19 protein-coding genes and 1 pseudogene are annotated in these 15,935 nt (G+C 67.8%); 12 read left to right on the forward strand and 8 right to left on the reverse strand.

The genetic code is table 11. From position 1 onward, the window contains the following. Positions 1-5 precede the first annotated feature (5 nt). Positions 6-1,955, reverse strand: coding sequence for a heavy metal translocating P-type ATPase (locus tag ACAG21_RS15050; RefSeq protein ID WP_370496996.1), 1,950 nt, complete (start codon positions 1,953-1,955; stop codon positions 6-8). Positions 1,956-2,054: 99 nt separating this feature from the next. Here ACAG21_RS15050 and ACAG21_RS15055 point away from each other — a divergent pair, with 99 nt between their 5' ends. Continuing rightward, the gene (locus ACAG21_RS15055; protein WP_342926857.1) at positions 2,055-2,408 is read left to right on the forward strand and encodes a metalloregulator ArsR/SmtB family transcription factor; all 354 of its coding nucleotides are present in this window, start codon (positions 2,055-2,057) and stop codon (positions 2,406-2,408) included. A 4-nt stretch (positions 2,409-2,412) separates the two neighbouring features. Here the strand turns inward: ACAG21_RS15055 and ACAG21_RS15060 are convergent. After that, positions 2,413-2,968 (reverse strand): annotated as a pseudogene (locus ACAG21_RS15060) (hypothetical protein). Between the two features lie 15 nt (positions 2,969-2,983). After that, positions 2,984-3,325, reverse strand: coding sequence for a hypothetical protein (locus tag ACAG21_RS15065; RefSeq protein WP_370496903.1), 342 nt, complete (start codon positions 3,323-3,325; stop codon positions 2,984-2,986). A gap of 123 nt (positions 3,326-3,448) precedes the next feature. Between ACAG21_RS15065 and ACAG21_RS15070 the strand changes: the two genes are divergently transcribed. Both ACAG21_RS15070 and ACAG21_RS15075 read left to right on the forward strand, forming a co-directional pair. Next, positions 3,449-3,799: a metal-sensitive transcriptional regulator gene (locus ACAG21_RS15070; protein WP_370496904.1), complete on the forward strand. Its 351-nt coding sequence runs from the start codon at positions 3,449-3,451 to the stop codon at positions 3,797-3,799. 67 nt (positions 3,800-3,866) lie between these two features. Then, a complete protein-coding gene (locus ACAG21_RS15075) occupies positions 3,867-4,118 on the forward strand; it encodes a hypothetical protein (RefSeq protein ID WP_370496905.1) in 252 nt (83 codons plus the stop codon). Here the strand turns inward: ACAG21_RS15075 and ACAG21_RS15080 are convergent. Then, positions 4,115-4,873 carry a class I SAM-dependent methyltransferase gene (locus ACAG21_RS15080; protein WP_370496906.1) on the reverse strand — a complete coding sequence of 253 codons (759 nt, stop codon included), beginning with the start codon at positions 4,871-4,873 and terminating at the stop codon, positions 4,115-4,117. The two genes, ACAG21_RS15075 and ACAG21_RS15080, sit on opposite strands and share 4 nt — an antisense overlap. A 119-nt stretch (positions 4,874-4,992) precedes the next feature. Between ACAG21_RS15080 and ACAG21_RS15085 the strand changes: the two genes are divergently transcribed. The 5 genes from ACAG21_RS15085 to ACAG21_RS15105 all read left to right on the forward strand — a co-directional run bounded on the left by ACAG21_RS15085 (position 4,993) and on the right by ACAG21_RS15105 (position 8,916). Continuing rightward, on the forward strand, positions 4,993-5,988 hold the full coding sequence (locus ACAG21_RS15085; RefSeq protein ID WP_370496907.1) for a permease: 996 nt from the start codon (positions 4,993-4,995) through the stop codon (positions 5,986-5,988). Continuing rightward, on the forward strand, positions 5,985-6,686 hold the full coding sequence (locus ACAG21_RS15090) for a TIGR03943 family protein (RefSeq protein ID WP_370496908.1): 702 nt from the start codon (positions 5,985-5,987) through the stop codon (positions 6,684-6,686). Before ACAG21_RS15085 ends, ACAG21_RS15090 begins: the two co-directional genes overlap by 4 nt. 81 nt (positions 6,687-6,767) lie before the next feature. Continuing rightward, entirely contained in the window at positions 6,768-7,784 is a 1,017-nt protein-coding gene (locus ACAG21_RS15095; protein WP_370496909.1) for a GHMP kinase, read from the forward strand. Beyond that, positions 7,772-8,389: an SIS domain-containing protein gene (locus tag ACAG21_RS15100; RefSeq protein WP_370496910.1), complete on the forward strand. Its 618-nt coding sequence runs from the start codon at positions 7,772-7,774 to the stop codon at positions 8,387-8,389. Before ACAG21_RS15095 ends, ACAG21_RS15100 begins: the two co-directional genes overlap by 13 nt. A 2-nt stretch (positions 8,390-8,391) precedes the next feature. Then, positions 8,392-8,916 (forward strand): D-glycero-alpha-D-manno-heptose-1,7-bisphosphate 7-phosphatase, encoded by a 525-nt coding sequence (locus ACAG21_RS15105; RefSeq protein WP_370496911.1) that lies wholly within the window; start codon positions 8,392-8,394, stop codon positions 8,914-8,916. Here the strand turns inward: ACAG21_RS15105 and ACAG21_RS15110 are convergent. Continuing rightward, a complete protein-coding gene (locus ACAG21_RS15110) occupies positions 8,903-9,649 on the reverse strand; it encodes a WecB/TagA/CpsF family glycosyltransferase (RefSeq protein ID WP_370496912.1) in 747 nt (248 codons plus the stop codon). The two genes, ACAG21_RS15105 and ACAG21_RS15110, sit on opposite strands and share 14 nt — an antisense overlap. A 147-nt stretch (positions 9,650-9,796) precedes the next feature. Between ACAG21_RS15110 and ACAG21_RS15115 the strand changes: the two genes are divergently transcribed. From ACAG21_RS15115 to ACAG21_RS15125, 3 genes are read left to right on the forward strand one after another with little or no spacing between them, the layout of a single operon-like run. Then, positions 9,797-10,789: a GNAT family N-acetyltransferase gene (locus ACAG21_RS15115; protein ID WP_370496913.1), complete on the forward strand. Its 993-nt coding sequence runs from the start codon at positions 9,797-9,799 to the stop codon at positions 10,787-10,789. Positions 10,790-10,816: 27 nt separating this feature from the next. Continuing rightward, on the forward strand, positions 10,817-11,485 hold the full coding sequence (locus tag ACAG21_RS15120) for a DUF5642 family protein (RefSeq protein ID WP_370496914.1): 669 nt from the start codon (positions 10,817-10,819) through the stop codon (positions 11,483-11,485). 28 nt (positions 11,486-11,513) lie between these two features. Further along, positions 11,514-12,167: a DUF5642 family protein gene (locus tag ACAG21_RS15125; protein WP_370496916.1), complete on the forward strand. Its 654-nt coding sequence runs from the start codon at positions 11,514-11,516 to the stop codon at positions 12,165-12,167. Here ACAG21_RS15125 and ACAG21_RS15130 read toward each other — a convergent pair. Further along, positions 12,164-12,781, reverse strand: a complete 618-nt coding sequence (locus tag ACAG21_RS15130; protein ID WP_370496917.1) for an alpha-ketoglutarate-dependent dioxygenase AlkB — start codon at positions 12,779-12,781, stop codon at positions 12,164-12,166. The genes ACAG21_RS15125 and ACAG21_RS15130 overlap by 4 nt on opposite strands. Positions 12,782-12,888: 107 nt before the next feature. Here ACAG21_RS15130 and arcA point away from each other — a divergent pair, with 107 nt between their 5' ends. Then, positions 12,889-14,100 (forward strand): arginine deiminase, encoded by a 1,212-nt coding sequence (arcA, locus tag ACAG21_RS15135; RefSeq protein ID WP_370496918.1) that lies wholly within the window; start codon positions 12,889-12,891, stop codon positions 14,098-14,100. Positions 14,101-14,183: 83 nt separating this feature from the next. Here arcA and ACAG21_RS15140 read toward each other — a convergent pair whose 3' ends face one another. Continuing rightward, the gene (locus ACAG21_RS15140) at positions 14,184-14,309 is read right to left on the reverse strand and encodes a hypothetical protein (protein ID WP_279304541.1); all 126 of its coding nucleotides are present in this window, start codon (positions 14,307-14,309) and stop codon (positions 14,184-14,186) included. A 53-nt stretch (positions 14,310-14,362) separates the two neighbouring features. Then, entirely contained in the window at positions 14,363-15,934 is a 1,572-nt protein-coding gene (locus ACAG21_RS15145; protein ID WP_370496920.1) for a dolichyl-phosphate-mannose--protein mannosyltransferase, read from the reverse strand. Position 15,935: the final 1 nt, after the last annotated feature.

The following is a 15,935-nucleotide window of genomic DNA, read 5'->3' on the forward strand; positions in this document are numbered from 1 at the left end:
TTACATCACGATCCGGGTGCATCGGCAGCCGTCGGCCAGGCCCGCCCGCTCAGGAGCCGCAATCCGTTGAGCGCGACGATGATGGTCGAACCCTCGTGGCCCGCGACGCCGAGGGGCAGCGGCAGGTGGCCGAACAGGTCCCAGACGACGAGTCCGGTGATGAAGGCCGCCGCGATGGCCAGATTGGCGATCACCACCCGGCGAGCCCGACGGGCCAGCGCAACGACGGCCGGGATCGTGGCGAGTTCGTCCCGGACGGTGACGGCGTCGGCGGTTTCCAGGGTGAGGTCGGCTCCGTTGCGGCCCATGGCAATCGAGGCGTGCGCGGCGGCCATGGCGGGCGCGTCGTTGATGCCGTCGCCGACCAGCAACACCCGGTGGCCCTCGGCCTGCAGCTGGCGCACGGCGGCGACCTTGTCCTCGGGCAGCAGATCGGCTCGGACATCGGTGATCCCGACCTGCGCGGCCAGCTGCTCTGCCGCTGGGCGAGTGTCACCGGTCAGCAGGACCGGCGGTCCCGCGGTGATCGCGGCGATAGCGCGGACCACGCTCTGGCTTCCCTCGCGCACGGTGTCGTCGAGTCCGAGAACGCCCACCGGTGCACCGTCGACGACGACGAGAACGGCCGTGGTGCCTTGGCGTTCGAGGTTGGCCGCCGCGGCAGGGTTGCTGTGAAATGCGCGCGGGCTCAGCACTTCGATGCTGCGGTCGGTGACACGCGCGCGCACTCCCCGACCGGGCAGAGCCTGAAAATCGGTGGCTTCGGCAACGGCCAGCCTGCGTGCGCGGGCGGCGGCGACGATCGCGCGCCCGAGCGGATGTTCGCTGAATTGCTCTGCGCTGGCGGCTATTCGGAGCACGTCATCGTCGCTGTAGCAGTCCTCGATCACGGCGATACCGCTCAGTTGTGGCGTTCCCGTCGTCAGCGTGCCGGTCTTGTCGATCGTCACCTGGGTGGTGTCGGCCAGGTGCTCCATCGCGACCGCCGACTTGACCAACACACCGCGGCGCCCGGCGGTGGCGATCGCCGAGAGCAGCGGCGGCATGGTCGCCAACACCACCGCACACGGCGATGCCACGATCATGAACGTCATCGCGCGAAGCAGCGTGGACCGTAGGTCGGCGCCGAGGATCAGGGGGACCGCGAACAGGGCGAGCGTCGCTACGACGACGCCCACGGAATAGCGCTGTTCGACCTTCTCGATGAACAGTTGCGTTTTGGCTTTGGTGGCCGATGCCGCCGCGACCAGGGCAACGATGCGGGCGACGACGGTGTCGGAGGGGTCTTTGGTAACGCGAACACGAAGTGCCCCAGCGCCATTGAGGGTTCCGGCAAAAACCTCGTCGCGGGCCGACTTCGCTACCGGCATCGGCTCCCCGGTTACCGACGACTGGTCGACATCGGAGGCGCCGTCGACAACGACACCGTCGGCGCATACGCGTTCACCGGGTCGCACGCTGACCAGATCACCGACGCGCAAATCGGTGGCGTCGACCGATTCCTCGATCCCGTCGGCGTCCAGGCGGATGGCGCGATCGGGTGCCAGGTCGAGCAACCCCTTGACCGAATCCTCGGTGCGTTTGGTCGCCGCATCCTCCAATGCGCCGGACGTGGCGAAAATGACGATCAACAGTGCGCCGTCGAAGATCTGGCCGATGCTTGCGGCGCCGATCGCGGCCACCACCATCAGCAGATCGACGTCGAGCGTGCGAGAACGCAACGCCCGCAGGCCTTCCCAAGCCGGCTCCCAGCCGCCGGTCAGGTAGCAGGCCAGGTACAAGACCCACCAAGTCCAGGCGGGAGCGCCCAGCAATTGCGTCGCGAGCCCGGCCATGAACAGGGCCAGGGCCACCGTGGCCCACCGGATCGACGCCAGCGACCACAGACCCGAGACGCGTGAACGCCCGGTGTCCGACAAGGGCGTGCGTGTCGGCTGCACGGTGGTGCACGTCATCGAAGCGGCCTCCTTCTTGGGGCGATTCACTTATGCATGTATACATGTAAAGCTCTACATATGTCACATCAGTTTGTGGGCGCGTGCTTCAATAGGCAGATGGGGCACGGAGTCGACGGCAGGGTGACGCCACCGGCCACGCTCGACTCGGTCTCGGCCATCAAGATCGCCGAGACACTGCAAGCGCTGGCCTCACCCAACCGGCTGATGATCCTGACCCGGCTGCGGCAATCGCCTTGCTCGGTCGGCGAACTGTCCACGGCGGTCGGCATGGAACAGCCGGCGGTGTCTCACCAATTGCGGCTACTGCGCGCCCTGGGGCTGGTTGCCGGCGACCGCAACGGCCGCAACATCGTCTACCGCCTCTACGACAACCACGTCGCCCAGCTGCTCGACGAGGCCGTGTACCACATCGAGCACCTACGTCTCGGTGCGACGGATACGACGGCCTGAGGCTCTAGTGGGGGCCCATCATCCCGGGTCCCATCATTCCGGGGCCTATCATCCCGCGCATCATCGGCGGCATTCCATCGCGAACGAACCCGGTGACCTCCAGCGCGTGCGCCCGAATGGCGTGGGTGAGAACAGGATCATCGGCGGTTTCGTCGGCGATCACGCCGTTGGGCGTGAAGGTCAACTGGCGGCGGTAGCCGTTCGCGTTTCTGAACAGCGTCGGAAGGCTGCCGCTCATGCACATGACTTCGGCGCCCTGGTCGAGATGGGCGTACATGCTCGATACGTGCGCTTGAAGTTGCGCCGCAAGATCGGGTGAATTCGATTGCGTGGTCGTGCGGATGCCACCCGGGATTTCCTCGACCGTGCGAGTTATTTCGTTGTGGCGGTTGAACATATCCATGTAGCGGCTCATGTCGGCAGGGTCGACGTTCATGCCGCCGTGATCGACGAGTCGCACGCCCGGCGCCGGCCATCTAATTCCACGAAGTGCGAATCCCAGCGCAACGGCACCGCCCCCCGACGGCGGCCAGCGCCGCACGCCGGGTCAGCCTCGACATCTGCCCTCCTCGCGGCTACGGCCGAGGCGGGCTGGGGGGCGCTGCGGTGGGCGACTGCGGACCCATCATCCCGCCGGGGCCCGTCGTCATACCGGGCATCATGTGGCCCGGCGCCATCTGGTCGCCGGATTTCATCTGGTCGCAGCAGTCCATCCTGCTCGTCGCGGCGTAGTGGCTGCCGCCAATGCTCCAGCTCAGGAAGTACCCCGAGAAGAAAATGGACGCGACGACGAACAAACCTCCGGCGACAATGCCCACCCAGGCCAGGGCTTGATTGAGCCGGCTCGTGCGGCGCCTTGGCGCGGACACGTCCACGGCGTCGGTGGGCTGAGGTCCTTCATCGGTTGGCGTTGTCATGGGGGTGATCCTCCTGTCGTGGGTTGGTCGATGGGCGTCATGCTACCCCTCCCGGGGAGGGGTGGGGTAGACTGACAATTAGCGCAGCTCAGCCCGGTTGCGCGACTGCCGAAAGAGATGATGATGGCGGACGAGCTGACAGCGAAGAAGCGTGCGGCGCTCAATCGGCTGAAGACGGTTCGAGGTCACCTCGACGGAATCATCCGGATGCTCGAAACCGACGCGTACTGCGTGGACGTGATGAAGCAGATTTCCGCGGCGCAGTCGGCGCTCGAGCGCACGAACCGGGTGATGTTGCACAACCACCTGGAGACCTGTTTCTCCGAGGCCGTGCTGAATGGGCGGGGCGCAACGGTGATCGACGAACTCGTCGACGCGCTCAAATTCAGTCCCGCCTTGACGGGTCCGGACGCGTGCTTGAATGGCACGACCGCGGACGAGACGCATCAAGCGGGCCCGTCAGAAAAAATTTAGCTGAACATTCGATAAGAGTGTGTTTCGTCCTCGGATTAGAGACGGCATCGGCTCTAATGTGTTGGGGATGAGCACGAAGTACTACCTGCAGAAGGTCCCGGTCGAATCCGTTCGGCCGGGCTTTTCGCTGGCCATCGGCGAAGAGGGCGACTACCGGCTGTTCCAGGTCGAATGCACGCAGATGTCGCAGCGGACCGGCGCGCCGATCATGTTCAGGCTCACCTCCGAGCCCGTCAACGGCGGCGACCCCTGGGTCCTCGAGTGCGAAGAGGGCACGCCGGTGGTCCGGATTCTCGGCGTCGGCAAGGCGGCTTCCTAGGCCTCCTGGGCGGTGACCGCCGGCTTAGCCGCGACGACGAACTGCACCGCGCGCTGCGTCTGCTGTTCGATGTCGACGAGCCCGGCCGACGAGAACAGGTCGACGAAGTCGCGCCGGCCGAACACCGTGAGCCCGATGCTGCGCGCGACGGCGGTCGTCAGCTGACGCACCGCGGCCGATTCCGGCGCATAGCTGGTCAAGATCGCGATCCGGCCACCGGGTTTGAGTACCCGCACCATCTCGGTGGCCACCCGGAACGGCTCGGGCATCAGGTACAGCGCACCGAAACAGCAGACAGCGTCGAAGGTTTCGTCGCCGAACGGCAACAGGCGGGCATCGCCGCGGACATAGCAGGTGTGCGGCCCGCTGTTGTCGGCGACGGCCCGCGTCAGCATCGACTCGGAGATATCGAATCCGACCGCCAGACCGCCGTCGGGCAGTTCGGCGGCCAGAGGAGCGGTGAAATTGCCTGGGCCACAAGCGACATCGAGCAACCGGTGAGCGGTCGCCAGGTGTAGAGCCGATGCCGCCCGGCGCTGTTCGGCCCGGTGGGTGAGGCCGCTGGCCGCGTAGAACGCGGTCGGCCGCCACAGCCGTTCGTAGACCGCGGCGACGAACGGGCTGTTCATGGCGCGCTGCGCGACGGTCGGCACCGGCGCACTGGTCGATTCACCCAACACGTCGAGGAAACCGTGTCGCAGCTGGGCGGTCTGGCTCATGAGGCCGCGGGTCGTCTCGACCGGATCCTGGCTCATTGTGTCTCGACGCTAGTGGACCACCCCGCCGCGCCGGTGGCCCGGGTGCGGGCGCAGCGCCCGTCACAGTGATAATCATTTTCATCAATGGTCATGAAGCTTCAGGCCGGGTGCGGTAGATGAGGGCCGAGCGTCGAGCACGTTTCGGGTCCATGGAAGTCCTGGTCTTCGGTTTGGTGGGGTTCGCGATCGCGGGGACGTGGTTGCGCGCCGTCGTCATCAACAGCACCGCCTTGTCCACCGCGGGCACCGTGTTCTGCGGCGTGTTCGTCCAGGCCGTGCCGTTTCTGGGCTTGGGCGTGGTGGTCAGCGGATTGATCGCGGTGTTCGTGCCGCCCGAACGGCTGGTGCGCTGGCTGCCGCGGCGGCCCGCGGCGGCGGTCTTCGCCGCCGGTGTGGCCGGGGCCGCCCTGCCCGGATGCGAGTGTGGCTCGGTGCCGGTGGCGCGCCGGCTCTTCGGCGACGGCGGCGCCGCTGGAGCGGCGGCGCTGACGTTCATGCTCGCCGCACCCGCGATCAACCCCGTCGTGGTGGTCGCGACGGCGGTCGCGTTCCCCGGTCAGCCGAAAATGGTCGTCGCGCGGGTCGCCGCGTCCTTGCTGACCGCGGTGATGATGGGCTGGGCCTGGTCGCGGTGGGGCCGCGCCGAGTGGATCACCCGCCGGCTTGCGCCGCATGACTCGCACCGCCCGGGGGCGCAGTCGAAGTGGCTGGTGTTCTGCGAAGTGGCCCGGCACGACTTTCTGCAGGCGGCGGCCTATCTGGTGGTGGGAGCCGCCGCCGCGGCGGCCCTGCACGTGCTGGTGCCGCCGTGGATCTTCGAAAACGTCGGCGCGCATTTGGTACTCGGTGTCGTCGTGATGGCGGCGCTGGCCGTCACGCTGGCGGTGTGCTCGGAGGCCGACGCGTTCGTGGCGTCCAGCCTGACGATGCTGCCGCTGATTCCGCGGCTGGTGTTCCTGGTGGTCGGGCCCGCCGTCGACGTCAAGCTGCTGGCGATGCAGGCCGGCATGTTCGGCCGGGCGTTCGCCACCCGCTTCGGACCCGCGACCTTCGTCGTCGCCACCGTGGTGGCCACCGCCGTCGGCATGCTGCTGCTGGGCGGTTCCCGATGAAGCGCGAAACCGAGAACACCATCCTGCTGCTGGTCGGGCTGAGCATCGCGCTGATCGTGGCCACCGGCGTGTTCACCCGCTACGTCAAGCCATCGCTGCTGCCGTGGCTGGTGCTCACCGCCGCGCTGCTGATCGCGCTCGCGCTGGTGTCCATCGTCGGCGACGTGCGCCGCGGCGGCCGCGATCACGACGACGGGCACGCCCATCGCGGCGGCCTGGTGTGGTTGCTCGCCGTGCCCATCGTGGTGCTGTGCTTCGTGACGCCCCCGGCCTTGCGGCCGCAGGCCGCCACGGTGACCAACGTCTCCAATGACGTTCTGCGCGTGGCATTTCCGCCGCTACCGCCGGGGCGCGCGCCCGAGATCTCGCTGGCCGAGGCGGTGGTGCGTTCGGCCAACGACAGCACCGGCTCGCTGAACGACCGGCTGATCACGGTGACCGGTTTCGCCCTCAACGAACCCGGCGGCATCGACCTGGCCCGCATCGTCATCATCTGTTGCGCCGCCGACGCCCAACTGGCCCGCATCCATCTGCGCGACCACGATGGCGCCAGCACCTTGCACTTCGCCGACAACACCTGGCTGAAGGTGGAGGGTGTGATCACGCCCGCGCAGCGCCAGCCCCATACCCCGCCGATCCCGACGCTGCGGGCCGTCTCCGTCACGCCCGTCCCCGCTCCGGCAAACCCCTACGCCTAGCCCAAAGCAGGACAAACCTGCTGGTTAGCCTGTTAGGCTCGCGACCGTGGGCTCAGCGATTCACCTCGGAGGGGACTTCGGATGACACGCCCACGAATCCGCGCCCGGGCGCCGCTGCGGATCTCGTTCGCCGGCGGCGGCACCGACGTCCCACCTTTCCCGGAGCTCGAGGGCGGCTGTGTTCTGTCGGCGACGATCGACCGCTTCGCCTACGGATCGCTGACCCCGCGGACCGATCGCAAGGTAAGTATCGAGTCGGTGGACTTCAAGACCACCCACGAGATGACGCTCGACAGCGAAATCCTCTACGACGGCAGCCTGGACCTGATCAAGGCCGCGGTACGGCGGTTCGGCCGCGACGGGACGGACGGCTACGACCTGGTGCTGCGGTCGAGCGCGCCGCCCGGATCCGGGCTGGGTTCGTCGTCGACGATGATGGTCGCGCTCACCGGCCTGCTCGCCGAGCACTACCGGGCGCCGATGGGCGAATACGAGACCGCCCAGCTGGCCTGCGCGATCGAGCGTGACGACCTGGGCATCGCCGGCGGTCTGCAGGACATGTACGCGGCGACGTTCGGCGGATTCAACTTCATCGAGTTCGGCGACCGGGTGATCGTCAACCCGCTGCGGGTCCGCGACGAGATCGCGTTCGAGCTCGAACTCAGCCTGCTGCTCTGCTACACGGGCATCACGCGCGACTCCGCGCGAGTGATCGAGGACCAGACCCGCCGCGCCACCACGGGCGCCGACGACACGCTCGCCGGGCTGCGCGCGCAGAAGGATCTGGCCGTGGCCATGAAGGCCGCACTGCTGACCGGCAAGCTCAACGATTTCGGTGCCCTGCTCGGCGAGGCGTGGATCCAGAAGAAGCGGATGTCGCCCTACATCACCAACCCGCGCATCGACGAGCTGTACGACCTCGCGTTGCACAACGGCGCCCTCGGCGGCAAGATCACCGGCGCCGGCGGCGGTGGTTACATCCTGCTGTTCTGCGACTTCACCAAGAAGCACCGGCTCATCGAGGCCCTCGAGGGCGCGGGAGCCGCGATCACCGAATTCGCTTTTGAGAGCAAGGGATTGACCACATGGCAGGCATGAGTAGCTCGGATGTCGTTCCGCCGAGTGTGGAGACGGTCCAGGCCCGGCTGGCGGACACGATCGCCGTCAAGCAGCAGATGCAGTCGGGTGAATTCGCGGCGCGGACCGTCGAGGTGGCGCGGGTGATCATCGACGCGCTGCGCGCCGACGGCAAGGTGATCTTCTTCGGCAACGGCGGCTCGGCTCAAGACGCCGGGCATCTGGCCGCCGAGCTGATGGGCCGCTTCGCGTTCGACCGACCGGGCCTGGCCGCGCTCAGCCTTCCCGACGCCACCGCCGCGATCACCGCGATCGGCAACGACTACTCCTACGACGAGGTGTTCGCCCGCCAGGTGCTGGCGGCCGGCCGTGCCGGCGACGTGGTGGTCGGCCTGACCACCTCGGGCAACTCACCCAACGTGGTGCGTGCGCTCGAGGCGGCCGGTCAGGCCGGGATGACGACCGTGACGCTGACCGGCGCCCGCGGCGGCAAGGTCGCCGACGTGGCGCAGATCTGCATCCGGGTGCCCAGTGCCGACACCGGCCGGATTCAGGAAGCGTGCCTGCATCTGGGGCACACCATTTGCGAAATGGTCGAAGCCGCGTTGTTTCCCCGTCCGTCCTGACGATGGGTTGGGACAACGTCCGCACCGTGTTTCTGGACCGAGACGGAACCATCAACGTCAAGGCCGACGAGGGCGAATACATCCGAACGCCCGAGGAATTGGTTCTGCTGCCCGGCGCAGCCCAGGCGATCGCGGCGCTGAATGCGGCCGGCCTGCGCACGGTCCTGGTGACCAACCAGCGCTGGCTGTCCGAACCGTCAGCGCAACCAACGCAGTTCCACGCCGTCCAGGACAGGCTGGGGCAACTGCTGGCGGCTCAGGGTGCCCGGCTCGACGCCGAATATCATTGCCCGCACGCGGCGAACAGCTGCGACTGCCGTAAACCGTTGGCCGGCATGCTGATTCGTGCGGCGGCAGAACACGGTTTCGATCTGGCCGAGTCGGTCATGATCGGCGACAGCGCCGCCGACGTGGCGGCCGGCAAAGCGGCCGGTGCGACGACCGTCCTGCTGCGCGCCGGCGGCGGCGAGGATGCCGACTTCGTCGTCGACGACCTGGCCGCGGCCGTGCGGCTCATTCTCGCCTGAACCGCGCAGCGATCGACCGGATCATCAGCGCGAGCGCGAACGGCAGATCGTCGCGCAGGTATCGGCGGGCCAGCCGGCGCGGCTCGAGCATCAGCCGGTGCGCCCATTCGAACCCGAGTCGCTGCAGCAGCGGGGACGCCCGGCGGACCGCGCCGGCCGTCATGCCGATGCCGCCGCCGCAGGCCAGGCACCAAACCTCGGGCAGCTCTTGGCGTAGCCGTTCGATCAGGCGTTCCTGCCGGGGGAAACCCAGGCCGACGAAGACCAGGTCGGGTTTGGCGGCGACCACGGCCGCGACCGCGTGCCGCGTGCCGTCCTCCGTCTTGTCGAAGCCGAACTCCGGCGACTGGACCCCGGCAATGCGCAGGTTGGGAAATTGCGTGGCTAGGGCGGCGGCCGCCTGCTCCGGAATGCCCTCGGCGCCGCCGAAGAAATAGATCGACTTGCCGTCGGCGGCTGCGGCCGCACTCAACGGTTGAATCAACGACGAGCCGGCCACCCGCTCCGGTAGCGGCTCACCCCGCAGCCGCGCCGCCCACACCAGCGGCATTCCGTCGGCCACCACCACCGATCCCCGCGCGATCAAGTCGGCCAGTGCGCCGTCTCGGCTGGCCGCGAAGGCCACGTCGACGTTCACCGGGATGATCGAGCCGCCGCGGCCGTCGGCCCAGGCCTTGCGCACGACGTCGACGGCGTCACGTTGGGTGAGGGAGTCGAACCAAAGATCGCCCACCTGGATCCTGGCTGGCCGCATGACTTGTGATTCTCACCGCAACGGCGCCGAAGTTCCACGGAACTCCTGACATCGGTCCGTCTGGTTGTTGCTGCACCGCCCGCCGACGCCATAACCTGAGCGAATCGGACCGCAAGATGGGCCGCCGTGGCCGAGTTGATCGGCGCGCGGGCGGAAGAACTCGCCGCGATGGACATCTTCGAGGGATGCGCCATCGAAGACTTGGAGCCGTTGGCGGCCAGCCTGCAGCCGCTGCGCGCCGCGGGCGGACAGATTCTGATGCAGCAAGGCGAGCAGGCCGTGTCGTTTCTGCTGATCTCCTCGGGTGCCGCCGAGATCAGACACGTCGGCGTGGACGGCGCCGTGTCGCTCGGCGAGACGGCCGCCGGCGCGATCATCGGCGAGATCGCGCTGCTGCGCGACAGCCCCCGCATCGCGACCGTCACTGCGCTCGAGCCGCTGACCGGCTGGATCGGTGACAACGATGCGTTCACCCGGCTGGTGCACATCCCGGGCATCATGCCCCGGCTACTGCGGATGGTGCGCCAGCGGCTGGCCGCCTTCGTCACGCCCATCCCGATACGGATGCGCGACGGCAGCCACCTGCTGCTGCGCCCGGTACTGCCCGGTGACGACGTGCGCACCGTGCACGGCCATATCCAGTTCTCCAGCGAAACGCTGTATCGGCGGTTCATGACGGCCCGGCTGCCCTCGCCGGCGTTGATGCACTACCTGTCCGAGGTCGACTACGTCGATCATTTCGTGTGGGTGGTGACCGACGGCGACGACCCGGTGGCCGATGCGCGCTTCGTCCGCGACGACAAGGATCCGACGGTCGCCGAGATCGCGTTCACCGTCGCCGACGCCTACCAGGGCCGGGGGATAGGGAGCTTCCTGATCGGTGCGCTGTCGATCGCCGCCAAGGTTGACGGGGTCGAAAGGTTTTCCGCGCGAATGCTTTCCGACAATCTGCCGATGCGCGCGATCATGGACCGTCACGGCGCGATCTGGCAACGCGAAGACGTCGGCGTCATCACCACCGTCATCGACGTGCCGCGGCGGCGCGACTTGGGCATCAAGCGTGACTTGGCCGACGAAATCAAACGCGTCGCCCGGCAGGTGATCGAGGCGCTCGGCTGACCGGGCGTCTCGTGGTATCAACTTCGCATGCGGCCGTTCTGGTTTGGTGCGGTGCTCACGGTATTGGTGGCCGCATGCAGCCACTCGCCGACACACCGGCCGTCGGCAACGCCTGCGCCGCCGGCGCATTCCACCACCGTCAACCCGGCCAACATCAAGCGGGTCGTTCGCGACTTACCGCCCAATTACGAGGCCACGTCCGGCATTCCGGGCGCGGCCTCGCCACGGGCGATCTGGGGTCTTGGCCCCGACGCGACATCTCAGCCCGCGTCATGCACCGCACTCGCCGAGCCCGGCAAGGGACGTGACCAATCCGCGCAGGGCCTGTCCGCCTCGGGTCCGGGCGGCATCATCAACGTGGCGGTGGTGGCTTTGCCAGACATTGACCTGGACCGCAGCGTCGTCGATGCCTGCGGCGAGTGGACCATGACCGCCGAGCGCACCTCGGCCAGCGTCCGGCTCACCGGCCCTCCTCGCATCGACGACGCGCAAACCGTCGGCATGATCGTCGACGTCAGATCCGCTGTCGAGGCTGGCACCGAAATCGATTCGCGGGCATACACATTCGTCGCCTACCTGGGCGGCTATTACGCCTTCACCACGGTGACCACCGATCCGGGCTCGGCGCTGCCGGCGCTGCCGGCACAATACGCCGCCGATCTGCTCGTCAAAACGGTGTCCACGTTGCGCAGCTGAACGTCCGGCTTTGGGTAGATTAGCCACGGTGTCCAAGCTGGTAGGCGTGATCGCAGCCGGGTTCGTGCTTGCCGGTTGCTCATCGAATGCGACCCCGACCAACGCCGACATCGCCAAGGTCGTCGGGGTGAAGTCGAGCTTCGGGCCCGAGTTCAAGGTCACCGACATCTCGGAACGGGCGATCGATCCCAAGTTGCTGTCGGCGCGCAAGCTGCCCGAGGGGCTGAAGTTCGACCCTGCCAACTGCGCCAAGCTGGCGTCCGGACCCGACATGCCGCCGGATGTGCAGGGCAACATGGCCGCGGTGTCCGCCGAGGGCGGCGGTAACCGGTATGTCGTCATCGCGGTGGAAACCTCCAAGCCGCTGCCCGTCAACGACCCGGGCAAGGACTGCACCAAGGTCGCGTTCTCCGGGACCGGGGTACGCGGCGGCCTGGAGGTCATCGACGCGCCGACCATCGACGGGACGCACACGTTCGGGGTGCACCGTGTCCTGCAGGCGCTGGTCGCCGGCGGTCCCCGCACCGGCGAGCTGTACGACTACTCCGCGCAATTCGGTGACTATCAAGTGATCGTGATCGCCAACCCGCTCGTCGTGCCCGACCAGCCCGTCGCCAAGGTCGACACGCAGCGCGCCCGTGACCTGCTCGTCAAAGCGGTCGCCGCGATACGCACGTCCTAGCGAACGTCGCGCGGCCGGAATTGGATGCTGACGCGCGGGCCTTTGCGCAGCGCGGTCTTCGGAACGGCGTGCTCCCAGGTGCGCTGGCAGGATCCGCCCATCACCAGCAGATCGCCGTGCGCCTGCGGCAGCCGCAGCGACGGGCCGCCCCCGCGCGGACGCATCGCGAATGTCCGTGTGGCGCCGAGGCTGATGATCGCGACCATGGTGTCCTCGGTGCTGCTGCGGCCGATCGTGTCGCCGTGCCAGGCGACGCTGTCGGCGCCGTCGCGGTAGTAGCACAGTCCGATCGTGGTGAAGGGCTCGCCAAGCTCGCCGGCGTAGATGTCGTTGAGCCGGCGGCGCAGCCGCCCCAGCAGCGGGTGGGGCGGATCCTCGACGGTCAGGTCGTGAAAGCTCACCAGCCGCGGCACGTCGACCACCCGGTCGTACATCTGCCGGCGTTCGGCCCGCCACGCGACGGTGTTCAGCAGCGCGTCGAGCAAGTCTTGAGAACCGGACGGATCGTCGCTGAGCCAGCCGGCGCGGATCTCGATGAAGGCGCCGTCGCCGAGTTGTCGTCGTTGGGTGTGCTCGAACAGCGAGCCCTGTACCCCTGATATCTGGGTCCCCACACCGCACAGCGTATCGCACATCCGTTCGATTGATCGAGACTCGCCGGGCTACCAGCGCGCCCCGGGTGTGGCGCGACGGTGCCGTTTCGCGCGGCTACGGTTTAGCTGTGGGTGTTATTGAGCTCGGCACGAATTCCGAGGTAGGCGCGCTGCGGGTGGCGATCCTGCATCGTCCCGGCGCGGAGCTGCGGCGACTCAATCCGCGCAACAACGACCAGCTGCTGTTCGACGGGCTGCCGTGGGTCGACCGCGCGCAAGACGAACACGATCAGTTCGCCGAGCTGCTGCGCTCGCGCGGGGTGGAAGTGTTGTTGCTGTCCGACCTGCTGACCGAGGCGCTCACCCGCAGCGGCGCTGCCCGAATGCAAGGCGTTGCCGCCGCGGTGGATGCGCGTCGACTGGGAGCGCCGCTGGCGCAAGAGCTTTCGGCCTACCTGCGTGGACTGGACCCCGCCAAGCTGGCGCACATCCTGATGGCCGGTATGACGTTCAACGAATTGCCGCCGGATACCCGAACCGACGTATCGCTGGTGCTTCGCATGCATCAGGGCGCGGATTTCGTGATCGATCCCTTGCCGAACCTGGTGTTCACCCGGGACTCGTCGATCTGGATCGGCGCGCGGGTGGTGATCCCGTCGCTGGCGTTGCGCGCCCGGATCCGTGAGACGTCGTTGACCGACCTGATCTACGCCCATCACCCGCGGTTTACCGGGGTGCGCAAGGCGTACGAGTCGAGGTCCGCGCCCGTCGAGGGCGGCGACGTGCTGTTGCTATCCCCGGGCGTGGTTGCGGTGGGGGTGGGGGAGCGGACCACCCCGGCCGGCGCGGAAGCATTGGCGCGCAGTCTCTTCGACGACGACCTGGCGCACACCGTGCTGGCCGTGCCGATCGCGCAGCAGCGCGCGCAGATGCACCTGGACACGGTGTGCACGATGGTCGACCCCGAGACCGTGGTCATGTACGCCAACGTCATCGACAAGCTGTCGGCATTCACGATCCAGCCGACGCCGGATGGCGTGAACATCGGCGGCGAGACACCGTTTCTGGAAGCGGCGGCCCGGGCGATGGGCATCGACAAGTTGCGCGTGATCGACACTGGCCTGGACCCCGTCGTCGCCGAACGCGAGCAGTGGGACGACGGCAACAACACGCTGGCGTTGGAGCCCGGCGTCGTCGTCGCCTACGAACGCAACGTGCAGACCAACACCCGGCTGCAGGACGCGGGCATCGAGGTGTTGACGATCGCGGGCTCGGAATTGGGCACCGGCCGCGGTGGGCCGCGGTGCATGTCCTGCCCGGTCGCCCGCGACGCCCTCTAGAAATTTGCCGCGAGAGTGCAACTGGCAACGCGTTTCGCGAGTAGGGGTGTCCCTGGTTGCACTTTCGCGGGCAGCGCCGCGGATCAGCAGCCGATCGGGCCGCCGCCCGCCGGGCAGTTGACGGTGGTGATGGGCAGACAGCTCACCGACGTCGTCGAGACGGCGAACGCGAGCAACAGCGCAACGAAAACCTTTTTCCCCCTGGTCATGTGCCGAAAGCCTACGCCCGGCGGGCATCTCGCGTGGCGGTTCGGCCAGCAAATCAGCGCCAGCTGGGCAGCCAGATCTCCATGTCCCAGGTCTGCTGCGAGATGGGCATGCCGGTGAGCACCGGGAACAGCCAGGCGAAGTTGGTCACCACCAGGGCGACATAGCTGGACACCACGATCAGGCCCAGCGTCCGGCGTTCCGCGGTCTGGTTAGGAGGGCGATAGAGAATGTCGCCGCAGATCAGCGCGATGCCCATCGCCAGAAACGGCGCCATGGTCGCGGCGTAGAAGAAGTACATCTGCCGGTCGATGTCGGCGAACCACGGCAGCCACCCGGCGCAGTAGCCGACCAAGACGACGGCGTAACGCCAGTCGCGCCGGACGAACGCGCGCCAGCACGCATAGAGCAGCACCGGCACCGCCAGCCACCACATCGCCGGCGTGCCGACCAGCATCTCCGCCTTCACGCACGACTGCGCGCCGCAGCCGCCAACGTTCTGCTGATCGATCGCGTAAAGCACCGGCCGCAACGACATCGGCCAGCTCCACGGCTTGGATTCCCACGGGTGGTAGTTGCCCGCCGAATTCGTCAGGCCCGCATGGAATTCCAGCGCCTTCGCGCTGTAGTGCCACAACGAACGCAAGGCGTCGGGGAACGGGAAGTCGCTGTGCGGGCCGATCGTCTGCCCCACCTCGTGGCGCTCGATCGCGGTCTCGGACGCGAACCACGGCCCGTAGCTGGCCAGGTACACCGCGATCGGGATGATGCCGATCGCGTAGGCCGTGGGGACAAGGTCGCGCCGCAGTGTTCCCAGCCAGGGCCGGTTCACCTGATACTGCCGGCGTGCGGCCACGTCGAACGCCAGCGACATCAAACCGAAGAACACCACGAAGTAGAGGCCGGACCACTTTGTCCCGCAAGCTAATCCGAGCATGACGCCGGCCAGGAACCGCCACCAGCGCACACCCAGGCGCGGGCCCCACTCGGTTGCGGTGTTGCGGCCTTCGGCCAGCGCCACGTGCATTCGCCGGCGCACCTCATCGCGGTCGACGATCAGCGCGCCGAACGCGGCGACCACGAAGAAGACCAGGATGCCGTCGAGCAGCGCGGTGCGCGAGGCGACGAAGGTGACGCCGTCGCAAATGCACAGCACCCCGGCGATCGCGCCCACCAGCGTCGAGCGGCTGATCCGGCGCACGATACGCATCACCAGCAGCACCAGCACGACACCGAGCAGCGCGCCGGTGAATCGCCAGCCCACGCCGTTGTAGCCGAAGATCGCCTCGCCGACCGCGATCAGTTGCTTGCCGACCGGCGGGTGGACCACGAGGCCGAACCCGGGGTTGTCCTCCACGCCGTGGTTGTGCAGCACCTGCCAGGCCTGCGGCGCGTAGTGCTTCTCGTCGAAGATCGGGGTGCCGGCGTCGGTCGGCGAGCCCAGGTTGACGAATCGGGTGATGGCCGCCAGCAGGGTGATGATGCCGGTGACTACCCAGCCGCGGATGGTGTCGACCGGCCCGAAATCCGCGACCGGGACCAACGGCGCCGGGCTGACGACGGGCACGGCGCGCTCCTGGACGGCGTCCTCCACGTGCAAGGTGGCGTCGCTGGGCGGGGCGGTCATC

This window comes from Mycobacterium sp. pR1184, from assembly GCF_041287235.1.
In the GTDB taxonomy this organism is placed as follows: Bacteria; Actinomycetota; Actinomycetes; order Mycobacteriales; family Mycobacteriaceae; genus Mycobacterium.